11 protein-coding genes and 1 tRNA gene are annotated in these 14,669 nt (G+C 70.9%); 4 read left to right on the top strand and 8 right to left on the bottom strand.

The annotated features are described in order from the left end of the window. Nucleotides 1-47: 47 nt before the first annotated feature. Nucleotides 48-686, bottom strand: coding sequence for a hypothetical protein (locus tag ACFWJ4_RS24060; RefSeq protein ID WP_380546860.1), 639 nt, complete (start codon nucleotides 684-686; stop codon nucleotides 48-50). Nucleotides 687-943: 257 nt separating this feature from the next. Continuing rightward, nucleotides 944-1,016 (bottom strand) — tRNA-Leu (locus ACFWJ4_RS24055). A gap of 142 nt (nucleotides 1,017-1,158) precedes the next feature. On the opposite strand from ACFWJ4_RS24055, the gene ACFWJ4_RS24050 reads away from it, so the two are divergent. Then, nucleotides 1,159-1,773 (top strand): response regulator, encoded by a 615-nt coding sequence (locus ACFWJ4_RS24050; protein ID WP_359914233.1) that lies wholly within the window; start codon nucleotides 1,159-1,161, stop codon nucleotides 1,771-1,773. Between the two features lie 59 nt (nucleotides 1,774-1,832). On the opposite strand, the gene ACFWJ4_RS24045 is transcribed toward ACFWJ4_RS24050, so the two are convergent. From ACFWJ4_RS24045 to ACFWJ4_RS24020, 6 genes are all read right to left on the bottom strand, one after another. After that, the gene (locus ACFWJ4_RS24045) at nucleotides 1,833-2,549 is read right to left on the bottom strand and encodes an ABC transporter ATP-binding protein (RefSeq protein ID WP_359914214.1); all 717 of its coding nucleotides are present in this window, start codon (nucleotides 2,547-2,549) and stop codon (nucleotides 1,833-1,835) included. After that, the gene (locus tag ACFWJ4_RS24040) at nucleotides 2,546-3,367 is read right to left on the bottom strand and encodes an ABC transporter ATP-binding protein (protein ID WP_380546903.1); all 822 of its coding nucleotides are present in this window, start codon (nucleotides 3,365-3,367) and stop codon (nucleotides 2,546-2,548) included. The genes ACFWJ4_RS24045 and ACFWJ4_RS24040 overlap by 4 nt, the downstream gene beginning before the upstream one ends. Nucleotides 3,368-3,375: 8 nt before the next feature. Next, entirely contained in the window at nucleotides 3,376-5,307 is a 1,932-nt protein-coding gene (locus tag ACFWJ4_RS24035; protein ID WP_380546901.1) for a branched-chain amino acid ABC transporter permease, read from the bottom strand. Between the two features lie 5 nt (nucleotides 5,308-5,312). Further along, on the bottom strand, nucleotides 5,313-6,242 hold the full coding sequence (locus ACFWJ4_RS24030) for a branched-chain amino acid ABC transporter permease (protein ID WP_359819021.1): 930 nt from the start codon (nucleotides 6,240-6,242) through the stop codon (nucleotides 5,313-5,315). A gap of 131 nt (nucleotides 6,243-6,373) precedes the next feature. Further along, nucleotides 6,374-7,600: a branched-chain amino acid ABC transporter substrate-binding protein gene (locus ACFWJ4_RS24025; RefSeq protein WP_380546858.1), complete on the bottom strand. Its 1,227-nt coding sequence runs from the start codon at nucleotides 7,598-7,600 to the stop codon at nucleotides 6,374-6,376. 612 nt (nucleotides 7,601-8,212) lie between these two features. Next, nucleotides 8,213-8,725, bottom strand: coding sequence for a PaaI family thioesterase (locus ACFWJ4_RS24020; protein WP_380546856.1), 513 nt, complete (start codon nucleotides 8,723-8,725; stop codon nucleotides 8,213-8,215). A 235-nt stretch (nucleotides 8,726-8,960) separates the two neighbouring features. Between ACFWJ4_RS24020 and polA the strand changes: the two genes are divergently transcribed. From polA to ACFWJ4_RS24005, 3 genes are all read left to right on the top strand, one after another. Continuing rightward, nucleotides 8,961-11,648, top strand: coding sequence for a DNA polymerase I (polA, locus tag ACFWJ4_RS24015; RefSeq protein WP_380546899.1), 2,688 nt, complete (start codon nucleotides 8,961-8,963; stop codon nucleotides 11,646-11,648). Nucleotides 11,649-12,182: 534 nt separating this feature from the next. Continuing rightward, nucleotides 12,183-12,956, top strand: coding sequence for a GNAT family N-acetyltransferase (locus ACFWJ4_RS24010; protein ID WP_380546854.1), 774 nt, complete (start codon nucleotides 12,183-12,185; stop codon nucleotides 12,954-12,956). Nucleotides 12,957-13,577: 621 nt separating this feature from the next. Then, entirely contained in the window at nucleotides 13,578-14,243 is a 666-nt protein-coding gene (locus ACFWJ4_RS24005; RefSeq protein WP_380546852.1) for a hypothetical protein, read from the top strand. The last annotated feature ends 426 nt before the right edge of the window (nucleotides 14,244-14,669 follow it).

The following is a 14,669-nucleotide window of genomic DNA, read 5'->3' as shown; positions in this document are numbered from 1 at the left end:
TGAGGCTCCCTGCGGCGCGGCCCTTCCTCGGACGGGCCGCGCCGCTGTCAGTACTTCGGGCCGATGTGGGTGTCCATGAGGGCGACGGAGTCCTTGCGGGCGACGGAGATGTTGACCTGGCCGGTGGGGCGGGGGATCGAGGCCTTCCACTGGACGCCGACGGCGTCGAGGGTGGCGGTGAAGAGGCCGATGATGTCGGTCGAGGTGTTGGCGAAGAAGTGCCGGGGGTACTCGTAGCGCTTCGTGGCGCCGCCGACCGTACGGGTCGCCCAGTTGGTGATGCGGCACCCGTCGGAGTGGATCAGACCGCGCAGGAACGCCCAGGGGTGGGCGTCCACGATCGCCTGCTGCCAGGGGGCGAGGACGATCGGCCGCAGGTGCTTCGGGCCGGGGCCGTGCTGGGGGAAGAGGCAGGGCCAGTGCTTGCTGATGCTGACGACGCTCGTGCAGCCCGGCGCGTGGACACAGTTGACCTTGTTGTGCGGCATGACGGCGGAGACGGCCCGCACGCACTCCTCGATGAGGCCGGGCCAGGTGTCGCAGCAGGCGATGCGGAGGGCGTAGACCTCGCGGCGACCCTTGCTGATGCAGCCGTCACCGAGGTAGAGCCCGAGCAGGTAGGCGTAGTCCGCGTGCGGGCGGGAGGGGTCGAGCCGGCCGTCGCGAAGCGGGCATTCGGCGGTCATGCGCGGGCTGGGGACGGCACCGGAAGCCCACTCGCGGATCGAGGACCGGGATATTCCGGTCGCGCGGCTGACCTGGCTGAAGGTCAGTCCGGAGGAATGTAGATCGAGCGCTCGTCGGCGTGCGGCCATGTCGTACATGCGGCCGAGCGTGCGCGAATCACACGGATAGGTCTGGGGAGTGCCGCGATTTTCATCCAGATTGATGAAGATCGCCAACCATTAGGTTGCCCTAAGTGACTTAAGGATCGAAGGAAAAGTGCCCCGAGTGGGATTCGAACCCACGCTGTATGGTGTTTGAGACCATCGCCTCTCCCGCTGGGCTACCGGGGCGCCCGTGGATTCGAAGGTTGAACCTCGGACCCGCTGGTCTCAAACATACCGTGTCTGGGTACCCTCGTGCATGCAGTACCCCGCCGGAACTAGGAGCCCCGTGAGCACCGCCGACGAGCAGGCGCAGCCGCTTGAGACCGATATGCCCCAGATCACCCGGATTGTGATCGCCGAGGACGAGGCGCTGATCCGCCTCGACCTCAAGGAGATGCTCGAGGAGGAGGGGTACACCGTCGTCGGTGAGGCCGGTGACGGGGAGACGGCGGTGCGGCTGGTGGAGGAGCTGAAGCCGGATCTGGCGATCTTCGATGTGAAGATGCCGGTGCTGGACGGGCTCTCCGCGGCCGAGCAGATCCACGACAAGCACCTGGCGCCGGTCCTGATGCTGACGGCGTTCTCGCAGCGGGAGCTGGTGGACCGGGCGCGGGACGCCGGGGCGATGGCGTACATCGTCAAGCCGTTCTCGAAGTCGGACCTGGTGCCGGCGATCGAGATGGCGGTCTCCCGGTACGCCGAGATGCGGGCGCTGGAGAAGGAGATCGGGGACCTCAGCCAGCGGCTGGAGACCCGGAAGCTGGTGGACCGGGCGAAGGGCGTGCTGCAGACCAAGTTCGGGCTGAACGAGCCGGCCGCCTTCCGGTGGATCCAGAAGACCTCGATGGACCGCCGGATGACGATGGCCGCGGTGGCCGAGGCGGTCATCGAGGAGGGCGAGGCCCAGGACCGCAAGAAGGCGGACGAGGCCAAGGGCGAGTAAGAGGTACGGGAAGGGCCCGGCAGAACGTTTCTGCCGGGCCCTTCGACGTGTGTACGGGCTCAGTCCTCGCCGAGGTAGGCCTTGCGGACGGACTCGTCGTGCAGGAGGTCGGGCCCGGTCCCGGAGAGGACGATGCGGCCGGTCTCCATGACGTACCCCCGGTCGGAGAGCGAGAGTGCCGCCTGGGCGTTCTGCTCGACCAGGAGGATGGTCGTGCCGGAGGACTTCAGCTCCACGATGGTGGACATGATCTTCTGCATCATCAGTGGCGAGAGCCCCATCGAGGGTTCGTCCAGCATCAGCAGCTTGGGCCGGGACATCAGCGCCCGTCCCATCGCGAGCATCTGCTGTTCGCCGCCGGAGAGCGTGCCGGCGGCCTGGCGCCGGCGTTCGCCGAGGATCGGGAACAGGCCGTAGGCGCGTTCGACGTCGGCGGTGATGCCGGCGGCGTCGGTGCGCAGGAAGGCGCCGAGGAGGAGGTTCTCCTCGATGGTCATCCGGGGGAAGATGTGCCGCCCCTCGGGGGAGTGGGCGAGGCCGAGGGCGACGATCTTGTGCGCGGGGACGGTCGAGAGGTCCTGGCCGTCGAAGGTGATCCGCCCGGCGGTGGGCTTGAGCAGGCCGGACAGGGTGCGCAGGGTGGTGGTCTTGCCCGCGCCGTTGGTGCCGATGAGGGTGGTGACCTCGCCCTGTTCGACGGTGAAGCCGATGCCCTTGACGGCCTCGATCTTGCCGTAGGCGACGCGGAGGTCCTCGACCTCGAGGAGTGCGGTCACTGGTCGGTCTCCGTAACGTTCTCCGGAACAGCCGGGGTGGTGCCTTCGAGCGGGGCGCCCAGGTAGGCGGTGATGACGCGTTCGTCGTTCTGGACGGTCTCGCGGTCGCCCTCGACGATCTTCTGGCCCTGGACGAGCACCGCGGTGCGGTCGCAGAGGTTGAAGATGAAGCGCATGTCGTGCTCGATGACGAGGACGGAGACGCCCTTGTCGCGGATCGCGAAGACGAGTTCCTCGGCGGCCCGGGTCTCCTGGGGGTTCATGCCGGCGGTGGGTTCGTCGAGCAGCAGCAGGCCGGGTTCGGAGGCGAGGGCGCGGGCGATCTCCAGCTTGCGCTGCTCGCCGTAGGGGAGGTTGCGGGCGAGGTGGTCGGCCTTCTCGGCGAGGCCGGTGAACTGCAGGAGTTCCATGGCCTTCTCGCGGCTCTCGGCCTCGGCGCGGTGGTAGCCGGGGCCGCGCAGGATGGCGGAGAAGATGCCTTCCCTGGTGCGGGTGTGCCGGCCGACCAGGACGTTCTCCAGGACGGTCATGTTGGCGAACAGCCGGATGTTCTGGAAGGTGCGGGCGATGCCGGCCTGGGTGACCAGGTGGGGCTTGGGCGGCAGCAGGGTGTCGCGGAAGCGGACGGCGCCCTCGGTGGGGACGTACAGGCCGGTGAGGCAGTTGAAGAAGGTGGTCTTGCCGGCGCCGTTGGGGCCGATGAGACCGATGATCTCGCCTTCGCCGACGGTCAGGGAGACGTCGTTGACGGCGGTGAGGCCGCCGAAGCGCATGGTGACGCCGGTGACTTCGAGCAGGGGTGCGGCGGTGGTGGTCATCGGGTCGGTCACGCCCCTGCCTTGGTGAGTGCGGTCGGCTCGCCGGTGGCCTGGGCCGGGAGGGCGGCCTCGTGGAACTCCAGCTGCCGGCGCCGGTTGGGGATGAGTCCTTCGGGGCGCACCCGCATCAGGACGATGAGGGCGGCGCCGAAGGCGAGGAGCTGGTAGTCGGCGAGGAATTCGAGCTTCTTGGGGATGAGGAAGAGCAGGGTGGCGCCGGCCAGCGGGCCGCTGATGGTGCCCATGCCGCCGAGGATGACCGCGGCGAGCAGGAAGGCGGAGTTCGGCGGGAGGGCTTCGGCGAAGGTGTACTGGTCGGGGGTGACGGTGTAGCTGACGTGGGCCTGGACGGTGCCGGCCAGGCCGGCCAGCAGGGCGCCGAGGGCGAAGGCGAGCAGCTTGAGCCGGAAGCCGTTGATGCCCATGGCCTCGGCGGCGGTCTCGTCCTCGCGGATGGCGACCCAGGCGCGGCCGATGCGGGAGTCGCCGACCCGGGCGAAGACCAGCACGACGACGGCGGTGACGAGCAGCATCAGCAGGTAGTAGTTGGAGAAGCGGCCGAGTTCGACGCCGAGGACGGTGTGCGGCTTGCCGAGGTCGAAGCCGAGGATCTCCAGGTCGGGGATGCGCGGGATGCCGTTGGAGCCGTTGGTGACCTTGGGGCCGGTGGTGCCGTTGAGGTTGAGCATGGTGATGCGGAAGATCTCGCCGAACCCGAGGGTGACGATGGCGAGGTAGTCGCCGCGCAGCCGCAGGGTGGGGGCGCCGATCAGGACGCCGAAGATCATCGAGACGACGGCGCCGGTGAGCATCGCGGCCCAGAACGGGAACTGGACGTGGATGGGCGAGGCGGGGGAGCCGGAGACCAGGGCGGCGGCGTAGGCGCCGACGCCGAGGAAGGCGACGTACCCGAGGTCGAGCAGGCCGGCCAGGCCGACGACGATGTTGAGGCCGAGGGCGACGGTGGCGAAGATCAGGATGTTGGTGGCGACCGAGGTGTACTGGTCGCTGGTCTGGGTGAACGGGAAGCCGGCGGCGGCGGCGAAGGCGGCGCCGGTGGTGACCGGGCGGTGCTTGACGGTCAGCGCGCGCAGCCGGGCGAGCAGGCCGGACTTGGCCAGGGCGGGGACGGCGAGGGCGACGAACAGCAGGTAGCCGGTGAAGAGTTCGCCGTACTCGGTGTCGATGCCGAAGGTGATCGCGAACAGTCCGGTGCCGAAGGCGAGGACGATCAGCAGCACCTCGACCCAGGAGGGGAGCGCCCGCGCCGCGGCCAGCGGGCGGTCGATCCGGCCCAGCCGCAGTGCGCTGTTGGCGAGGTGGCCGAGCTGGAGCAGCAGGACGGCGCCGGCGGCGATGGCGAGGCCGCCGGCGAGGGCGGTCAGGACCGGGGCGACCGGCTTGTCCGTGGGGACGGCGTGGGCGCCGAACCAGGCGGCGGGGGCGACCGGGACGAGCAGGAAGAGGCGCTTGTCGAGGATCCGCAGCGGGACGGCGGTGCGGCGGTCGAGCGGCAGGGCGAGGGCGCCGAGGACGGAGATCAGGCCGCCCGCGGCGAGCACCCAGCCGCCGGGTTCGAGGTTGGCGAGGCCGCCGAGTTCGGCGGAGACGGCGGCGACCGCGTAGACGGCGACGGCGAGGGCGCCGGTGGCGGCGAACAGGACGGCGTTGTTGCTGCGGGTGGGGGCGGCCCAGCGCAGTCCGGGGACGCCCTGGGCGGCGAGCAGCAGGACGAGGGTGAGCAGCCCGGCGGCGAGGGCGAGCCACTGGAGGCCGGCCGGGGAGCCGTAGTACGTGAGGTCGCCGGGGAAGTCGGAGGTCCAGGTCCAGGACATGGCGGCGGAGGCGGCGGTGGCGAGGGCGCCGAGTGCGGTGACGGCGGTGGCGGCGCGGGCCGGCAGCGGGATGACCGGGGTCGTTTCGGTGCGGGTGGTGGTCATGGTGGTCACGCCCTGTCCGCGACGCGCTCGCCGAGCAGGCCCTGGGGCCGGATCAGGAGCACGAGGATGAGGAGTACGAACGCCCAGACGTCCTTCCAGGCGCCGCCTCCGAAGAGGTGCATGCCGGGCAGGTGCTGGATGTACCCGGTGGCGAGGGCTTCGGCGAGGCCGAGGGCGAGGCCGCCGAGCATGGCGCCGTAGATGTTGCCGATGCCGCCGAGGACGGCGGCGGTGAAGGCCTTGAGGCCGAGGATGAAGCCCATCCGGAAGTCGACCTGGCCGCTGCGCAGCCCGTAGGCGACGGCGGCGACGGCGGCGAACGCGGCGCCGATGGCGAAGGCCATGACGATGATGCGGTCGGTGTCGATGCCCATCAGCTTGGCGGTGTCCGGGTCCTGGCTGGTGGCCTGCATGGCGCGTCCGGAGCGGGTGCGGGTGACGAACCAGCCGAGGGCGAGCATGCACAGCGGGGCGGCGATGATCAGGAAGAGGTCGCTGCGCTGGATGGTGACGGAGCCGAGGCTGAACGGGTCGCCGGGGAGCTTGGGGAAGACCCGGGCCTTCTTGGCGTCCGGGTAGAAGGAGAAGACGAGTTGCTGGAGGAAGATGGACAGCCCGATCGCGGTGATCAGCGGGGCCAGTCGGGGGGCGTTGCGCAGGGGGCGGTAGGCGAAGCGCTCGGCGGCGACGGCGGTGAGGGTGGAGACCAGGATGCCGGCGATCAGCATGAGCGGCAGGGCCAGCCACAGGGTGGTGCCGCCGGGGAGGGCGAGGTAGGCGGTCAGGGCGCCGAAGCCGCCGACCATGACGATCTCGCCGTGGGCGAAGTTGATGAGCTGGACGATGCCGTAGACCATCGTGTAGCCGATCGCGACGAGTCCGTAGAGGGCGCCGAGGATCAGGCCGTTGGCCAGCTGCTGCGGTAGGTCGTGCACCGCTGGGCCTCCGTAGTGCGTTCGGGGGTGTCCGCGTGGGTGGTGGATGTGGGTGCGCGCGGGGGCACTCGTGGCGCCCCCGCGCGCGGTGGTGGTGAAGTGGCGCTGGTGGTGCTGGTGGTGACTGGGTGTCAGCCCTTGAAGGTGCCGGACTTCTCCACGGCCCACTTGCCGTCCTTGACGGTGTAGACGGTGAGCTGCTTGTTGGTGGTGTCGCCGAACTCGTCGAAGGAGACCTTGCCGGTCACGCCGTCGAAGCTGACCTTCTGGACGGCGTCGCGGACGGCCTTGCGGTCGGGGACCTTGCCGTTGTTGTCCTTCACGGCCTGCTTGACGCCCTGGATGATGGCCCAGGCGCTGTCGTAGGAGTAGCCGCCGTAGGTCTCGTAGGCGTCCTTGTAGCCGGCGGTCTTGTAGTCGGCGATGAACTTCTTGGCGGTGTCGAGGGATTCGACGGGCAGGCCGACGGCGGTGGCGTAGTCGCCCTGGCTCTTGGGGTTGAGCTTGATGAAGTCGCCGCTCTGGATGCCGTCGCCGCCCATCAGGGGGATGTTGACGCCGGCCTCCTTGAGCTGGAGGGAGAGCGGGCCGGCCGCGGGGTACTCGCCGCCGTAGTAGACGGCCTCGGCGCCGGAGCTCCTGACCTTGGTGACGATGGCGGCGAAGTCGCGGTCGTCGGGGTTGACGTGCTCCTCGCCGACCAGCTGGCCGCCGAGCTTGGTGAACTCGCCCTTGAAGGTGCCGGCCAGGCCCGCGCCGTAGGTCTTCTGGTCGTCGATCAGGAAGACCTTGGTCTTCTTGGCGTCGGTGTAGAGGAACTGGGCGGCGAAGGGGCCCTGGACGGCGTCGGTGGTGGCGGTGCGGAAGTAGGACGTGAACGGGCGCTTCTTCTCGCCGTTGGCCCACTTCTCGCCCTGGCTGAGGGCGACGCCGGTGTTGGCGGGGGAGACCTCGACCAGGGAGGCGTCGTCGAAGATCTGCTGCATCGACTGGGCCACGCTGGAGTTGAGCGGGCCGACGACGCCGAGGACCTTGGAGTCGCCGACGAGCTGGGTGGCGTTCTGCTGGCCGGGGGCGGGCTTGCCGGTGTCGTCCAGGGCCTTGATCTCGAACTTGACGCCGGGGACCTCGTTGGACTCGTTGGCCTTCTTGATCGCGAGGTCGACGGAGTTGCGGATGCCGAGGCCGAGGGCGGAGAGGTCGCCGGTGAGCGGGGCGTCGACGCCGATGACGACGGTGGTGGAGCCGGAGTTGGAGGTGCCGCCGTCGGCCTTCTTCTCTCCGCGGGAGCCGCAGGCGCTGAGGCTGAGGGCGCCGATCACGGCAATGCTCACGACAACTGCTGAACGATGACGCACGAGGGTCCCCTTCGGTTCAGGAGGCGCCCGCGCCTGAATGGCGGGAGCCGGAGTGCGCGGAGGGCCTGGCCCAATCGAATGGCGCGGTGACTGGCCGTGACTCTAGATGCCGTTGGGCGGCTCGGGCAGTGCTGAGAGCAGGCTGTGATTCTCTTGTTATGAGCACACGGAGTATTTGTCTCACGATGTGGTCGTTCTGGCTCGATCGATCCCGCGATGCCGGGCGTTTACGCGCTGGTAGGGCGATGTAAGGCCCAGAAATGGGGGTTGCAGCTGGCAGCGCCGATTATCGGACACCTGTGTCCGATGCCCTGCTTTCGGCCTTGAGCGTCCGGATTACGGACAAGGAGGGCGCGACCGGATGATCCCGGGGCGCCCGCGGGCCTCGGAACCGGCAATTGATCGGATTTCCTACTTGTTACGCAGCGTTACAGGGGCGGGTTTGTGCCGACCGCGCCCGGACATGCGAAGGCCCCCTTGTCCAGACCAACGCCTGCCCAGGGTGGCGGAAGGTCAAACAAGGGGGCGGAAAAGGGACTTGATGTTGTCCGGAGTGAACTCGCGGGTCCGGTAGGGACGTTGTCGGGCGGGATGGCGCGGTCGGAGTCGCCGTCAGAGGTCGCGCAGCATGCAGGTCAGCCGGCAGCTGGTGATCCGCCGGCCGGTGTCGTCGGTGATCGCGATCTCGTAGGTGGCCGCGGTGCGGCCCTTGAACACGGCCGTCGCCACCCCGGTCACCAGCCCGGAGGTGGCCGAGCGGTGGTGGGTCGCGTTGAGGTCCACACCGACCGCGTACCGGCCGGGACCGGCGTGCAGCATCGCCCCGATCGAGCCCAGCGTCTCGGCCAGCGCCGCCGACGCGCCGCCGTGCAGCAGCCCGTACGGCTGCTGGTTGCCCTCCACCGGCATGGTGCCGACCACGCGGTCGCCGGAGGCCTCGACGATCCGGATGCCGAGCTTGTCGCCGAGGTGGCCGCCCGAGAAGGTCTCCGGGTTCACGCCGAGCTTGGCGAAGTGGTCCAGTACGTCCTGCGGGACGTTCAGGACGGGGGCGGTGTCGGGAGTGGCGTCGGGGGCGGTGCCGGGGACGTCGAGGGGTGCGGTGCCGGGGGCCGCATCGGTCATGGGGGAACTCCTGCCGCTGGGATCTGCTGGGGGGATGTGCCGCCTGTGATCGTACGACCGTCCTACTCATAGGTAGCAGCTGTGGCCGAACCGGCGCGGCGTCCTTTTTGTCGGTGCCGGGCCATAGGATCGGTGGCCGGTAGTGGAATCGGCAGGAACGGACGTTGACGTGGCTACGCAGAGTACGGACAAGGGCGCGACGGGTGGCGGCGGGGCCGGCCCGCGGCCCCGGCTGATGCTGCTCGACGGGCACTCGATGGCCTACCGGGCCTTCTACGCCCTGCCCGTGGAGAACTTCAACACCTCCACCGGCCAACCCACCAACGCGGTCTACGGCTTCGCCTCGATGCTCGCCAACACCGTCCGGGACGAGCAGCCCACCCACCTCGCCGTCGCCTTCGACCTCTCCCGGCAGACCTTCCGCTCCGTCGAGTTCCCCGACTACAAGGCCAACCGCGCCAAGACGCCGGACGAGTTCCGCAGCCAGGTCGGCCTGATCGGCGAACTGCTCGACGCCATGCACGTCCCCCGGCTGACGGCCGAGGGCTTCGAGGCCGACGACATCATCGCCACCCTGGCCACCGCCGCCGAGGCGGCCGGCTACGACGTCGACATCGTCACCGGCGACCGCGACTCGCTCCAGCTGGTCACCGACCACGTCACCGTGCTCTACCCGACCAAGGGCGTCTCCGAGCTCACCCGCTACACCCCGGAGAAGGTCGCCGAGAAGTACGGCGTCACCCCGCGCCAGTACCCGGACCTCGCCGCGCTGCGCGGCGACCCGTCCGACAACCTCCCCGGCATCCCCGGCGTCGGCGAGAAGACCGCCGCCAAGTGGGTCAACCAGTTCGGCTCCTTCGACGAACTCGTCGCCCGCGCCGACGAGGTCAAGGGCAAGATCGGCGAGAAGCTGCGCGACCACCTCGACTCGGTCAAGCGCAACCGGGTGCTCACCGAGCTGGTCCGCGACGTCGAACTCCCGCTCGGCGTCACCGACCTGGACCGCAAGCCGTTCGACAAGGACGCCGTCGGCTCCCTGATGGAGTCGCTGGAGTTCCGCAACGCCAACTTCCGCGACCGCGTCTTCGGCATCGACCCGACCACCGGCTCGGACACCGCCGAAGCCGAGCTCGCCCCCGGCGTCGAGGTGGACGGCGAACTCCTCACCGACCCCGGCACCCTGGCCGCCTGGCTCGCCGAGCACGCCTCCGACGGCAAGACCACCGTCGCGCTCGCCGCCGTCTACCAGTGGGCGCTCGGCGCCGGCGAGGTCACCGAAGTGGCACTCGCCGCCGGGGAGACGGCCGCCTGGTTCGACCCGGCGCTGCTCGCCGAGGAGGACGAGCGGGCCTTCGCCGCCTGGCTCGCCGACGCCGGCGCCCCCAAGGCCCTGCACATCGCCAAGCAGGTCATGCGCGCCTTCGCCGAGCGCGGCTGGACCATCGAGGGCGTCGTCGCCGACACCGCGCTCGCCGCCTACCTGGAGAAGCCCGGCCGCCGCACCTTCACCCTGGAGGTGCTCGCCGAGGAGTACCTGGCCCGCTCGCTCACCCCGGCCCCCGCCACCGAGAGCGGCCAACTCTCCTTCGACGCACCGGAGGAGGACGAGACGGCCGCCGCCCGGTCGCTGATGCTCCAGGCCCGCGCCGTACTCGACCTCGCCGCGCTCTTCGACACCCGCCTCGGCGAGGTCGGCGCCGCCGAGCTGATGCACGACATGGAACTGCCCATCGCCGCCCTGCTGGCCCGGATGGAGCGCTACGGCATCGCCGCCGACCGCGAGTGGCTCACCGGCCTGGAGGCCCAGTTCGCCGCCGAGATCCAGCGCGTGGTGGAGGAGGCGCACGCCGCCGCCGGGCACGAGTTCAATCTCGGCTCGCCCAAGCAGCTCCAGGAGATCCTCTTCGGCGAGCTCGCACTCCCCAAGACCAAGAAGATCAAGACCGGCTACACCACCGACGCCGACGCGCTCACCTGGCTGGCCACCCAGACCGACAACGAACTGCCGGTCATTCTGCTGCGCCACCGCGACCAGGCCAAGCTGCGCACCACCGTCGAGGGCCTGCTCAAGACCGTCTCGCCCAAGGGTCGGATCCACACCACCTTCAACCAGATGGTCGCCGCCACCGGCCGGCTCTCCTCGCAGGACCCGAACCTGCAGAACATCCCGGTCCGCACCGAGGAGGGCCGGGCGATCCGCCGCGCCTTCGTCGTCGGCGAGGGCTACGAGTCGCTGCTCACCGCCGACTACTCCCAGATCGAACTGCGGATCATGGCCCACCTGTCCGAGGACGAGGCGCTGCTGCAGGCCTTCGCCTCCGGCGAGGACCTGCACAACACCGTCGCCTCCCAGGTCTTCGAGGTGCCGCGCGCCGCGGTGGACGCCGAGATGCGCCGCAAGATCAAGGCGATGTCCTACGGCCTGGCGTACGGACTCTCCGCGTACGGGCTCTCGCAGCAGCTCGGCATCAAGCCCGCCGAGGCCCAGGGCCTGATGGACACCTACTTCGAGCGCTTCGGCGGCGTGCGGGACTACCTGCGCCGGGTCGTCGACGAGGCCCGGGCGACGGGCTACACCGAGACCCTGCTCGGCCGCCGCCGCTACCTGCCGGACCTCAACAGCGACAACCGCCAGCGCCGCGAGATGGCCGAGCGGATGGCCCTCAACGCCCCGATCCAGGGCTCGGCCGCCGACATCGTCAAGATCGCCATGCTCCGGGTGGACGAAGCGCTGCGTGCGGCCGGCCTCACCTCCCGGATGCTGCTCCAGGTGCACGACGAAATCGTGCTGGAGCTGGCCCCGGGCGAGCGCGAGCAGGTCGAGGCCGTCGTCCGCGAGCAGATGGCGGGCGCCTACCCGCTGCGCGCCCCGCTGGACGTCTCGGTCGGCGTCGGCCCCAACTGGGAGGCCGCCGCGCACTGACGGCACCCCTGTCGCACGGGCCCGGGCACGCGAGTGTCCGGGCCCGTTCCGCTACCCCGGCACCTTGGCCGGAAGCGGTCGGCGGTCCTGAGCTTCGGGCCGTGGCCCTGGAAGGCATCCTGCGGACCACCCCCTCCACCATCGACCCCGTCCTGCCCGAGGACGGCGACTCGCGTCGCGAGCGCAGGCACCCGGCGCTCGATCAGGCCCTCCCGGGCCTCGTCCTTCCGGGGCTGCTCGGCGTCCTCCGCCTGCCCGCGATCCTGCTCGCCGTCGCGGCGGGGGCCCGCCGGCGGTGCCGCTCGGCATCGTCGCCGCGATCGTGCCGGCCGGGACCTCCCGCGCCACGGTGTCCCCGCCGGTTCACCCGCGGGTGGGCGGCGTGCACCGGGAAAACCGCAGGTCGGGCCGTACGATGAGGGCGGGCCCCGGGACGCTCGGGCTCGCCGGGTGGCCGGGCTCGAAGGGTGGCCCAGTCGGCCCGCGGGGAATTGGTCCGGCAGGATGGGTCAATTCCCCACTACCGTAGGCACAATGACAACAGGACCCACGTCGACCGACCAGCCCGTGTCCCTGGCCGAGGCGCCGATGCGTCAAGCCCGGAACTCCGCCGCCTTCTGGACCCTCACCGGCCTCTGCCGGGGACACGAGGTGATCCGGCGTCGCGGATTCGTCGCGGTCGACGGCGACGCGCGTGCAGGACTGCGGATCCTGATCCAGGAGCCCGACCTCGACCCGGGCGAACTGGCCGAGGTGAGCGAGCTGACGCGCCGGGCCGCGGGCCCCGTGAACGTCGAGGATCCGTTCGGCTCGACCGATCTGAACCACCTCGGCATGCGCAACTGGCAGATGCCGATCATGCTGCGCCAGCCCGGGCCCGTCGGAGAACCGGCGCTGGACGTGATCCGGGCACGGCAGTCCGAGGACCTCCAGGCGGCCGAGCGGGTCGTGATCGAGGGCTTCGAGCTGGACGGGTTCGAGCCCCACCGTCCCGGCGAGTTGTTCCCGACGGCGTTGATCGAACAGTCCGGCGTGGACGTGTTCGTCGCCACGCTCGACGGTGTGGCTGCGGGAGCCTGCGTCAGCGTCGTGGCCGACGGCGTCGGCAGCCACTACTGGGTCGGTACGTCGTCGGCGTTCCGGTCGCGTGGCGTGGGCCGGGCCGTCATGCTCGGCGCCCTCGCCCACCTGGCGGACCTGCCGGCCACGCTCACCGCTTCGAAGCTGGGCAGACCGCTGTACGAGTCGCTGGGCTATGTCACCGCGACCCCCTCGACCTGGTGGGCCTCGCCCTCCGGGACGGTATAGCGCCGAAGCCCGCCGGCCTGCCGGTTCAGGGCCCCGGCCCTGTGGGCGGACGGTCGGGTCCGGCAGGGCGATCTCCTCATCCGGACGCGCCGGCCGGCCCCCGGGCTGCGCGGGAAGTCGGCCCCGCCGGCCCCCGCGCTCCCGGGGTGGTGGCTCGGGTGGCTCCGGTGCCGAGTCGAGGCGCGTGGCGAACGTGCGGCGGCGGGAGGCGGGCACCGCGGGGTTCCGTGGGGTTCCGTGGGGTTCCGTGGGGCGTCGCCGTCCGGAGCGGAAGACCGCCGGGGCGGGACCGCGAAGGGGCGGGTTGCGTGGTGGACAGCGGTTCGGCTTCCGCCCTCGTGGAGGAAGCCCGGGAACGGTTGCGGTCCGGGACGGCGCCGGGTGTGGTCTGCGGCGAGCCGGCCGCCGGAAAGCTCGTACCGGCGTGGACGCACATCGTGCCGGTGGGGCGGGAGTTGCCGTTCTACCGGGCCGGTGCGGCCGCACGCTCGCCCGGGCCGGAGTGAGGCTGCCCCGGCCCGGCACCATCGAACTGATGCCACGTCAGTTGTGCCGGGCATCAGGTGCATTGGCCGCGTCAGGACTCTGGCCGGTCCTGTTCGGCAGTCCTACGCTCCTGGCATGGCTCTGGATGACGTCCTGCGCACCGGCCCCGCCTCGACCGACATCGTCCTGCGCGAGGGCGGCGGCACCCGGCGCAGTGCGCTGCTGTACTGCCTGACGGCCGTCGGGAGTGCGCTGAAGGCGCCGCTGGTGCTCTTCGTGCCGACGTTCATGGTGGCGTTCGTCCTGTGGCTCCTCGGCGCGACCGGGGGCACCGTCGCCGCGGTGGTCGGGGTGATCGCGGGGGTCGAGTACCTGCTTGCCGTCCCGGTGATCGCCCGGATGGAAGTGACCACCGTCCACCGGATCGAGTTCGCCCCGCCCGAGGCGGCGGAGCGTTACCGGCTGGTCCGGGGCGGGCGCCCCGACGACTGGCGGCCGCTGACCGAACTGCCCGCCGTCCGGCTGGTGCACAGCATCATGGAGCCCTACGAGGGCGATCGCGCGCCGGCCGAGGATGCGCTCGTCGGGCGGCTGGACTTCACCGGCGGGCAGGTGGCGTGGAAGCCGCCCGCCGGCACCGACGCGGAGCGCCTGCGGGAGGCCCTGACCGTGCTGCTCGGCCCCGCCGGCGTCGAGGTCGAACTGATCACCAAGCGCAGCGTGCGGCCCAAGCCCTCGCCGGCGTCCTACTCGCCGTGGATCTCCGGAGGCTCGGGCTCGGCGAACTCGGGCGGCTGCTGAACCGCTCCGCGCAACCCTGGTCGCGATCGCGATCTCGTCGGCGATCAGCGTGTGGGGTGCCCGGAATCCGTAGCGCTGGGCAGTGGCGAGGCGGGCCGGCCTGTACTCTGCCGCCCGGTTGTCCCAGAGATGGTTGACGTGGCGCGCCCCGGCAGCGACGCCAGGATGCCACCCGCCCCCCAGAAGGTTCGCGCGGCGGCGAACCGGCGGTCCTCGCCGCCGAGGTCGGCAGGCCCCTCGTAGGGCGAGGGCCCGCGCACCCGGACGGAGCGGACGGCCGTGAGGTCCGGCTCGCGGCTCGACGTGCGGAGCGTGCCTCGCTGACCGCCCCGGCGGCCCCCGGCGGGGAGCGGGGCACCCCCCCGCAGGGCGGGGGCGGGGTAGTTACGGGCCACCCCGGGGAGTTAACGCCAAACACAAGCAGGG

Origin of the sequence: Kitasatospora sp. NPDC127067, assembly GCF_042724755.1 — a bacterium.
Taxonomy (GTDB): domain Bacteria; phylum Actinomycetota; class Actinomycetes; order Streptomycetales; family Streptomycetaceae; genus Kitasatospora; species Kitasatospora lactacystinica.
Note: the sequence above shows the minus strand (reverse complement) of the source record. Positions and strands in the feature narration are given on the sequence as shown.

Bases quoted from the DNA above. Each gene is read 5' to 3' on its own strand.
- ACFWJ4_RS24060 (WP_380546860.1), bottom strand. From the start codon at position 686: ATGACCGCCGAATGCCCGCTTCGCGACGGCCGGCTCGACCCCTCCCGC.
- ACFWJ4_RS24050 (WP_359914233.1), top strand. From the start codon at position 1,159: ATGCCCCAGATCACCCGGATTGTGATCGCCGAGGACGAGGCGCTGATC.
- ACFWJ4_RS24040 (WP_380546903.1), bottom strand. From the start codon at position 3,367: ATGACCACCACCGCCGCACCCCTGCTCGAAGTCACCGGCGTCACCATG.
- ACFWJ4_RS24035 (WP_380546901.1), bottom strand. From the start codon at position 5,307: ATGACCACCACCCGCACCGAAACGACCCCGGTCATCCCGCTGCCGGCC.
- ACFWJ4_RS24020 (WP_380546856.1), bottom strand. From the start codon at position 8,725: ATGACCGATGCGGCCCCCGGCACCGCACCCCTCGACGTCCCCGGCACC.
- polA (WP_380546899.1), top strand. From the start codon at position 8,961: ATGCTGCTCGACGGGCACTCGATGGCCTACCGGGCCTTCTACGCCCTG.
- ACFWJ4_RS24010 (WP_380546854.1), top strand. From the start codon at position 12,183: ATGACAACAGGACCCACGTCGACCGACCAGCCCGTGTCCCTGGCCGAG.
- ACFWJ4_RS24005 (WP_380546852.1), top strand. From the start codon at position 13,578: ATGGCTCTGGATGACGTCCTGCGCACCGGCCCCGCCTCGACCGACATC.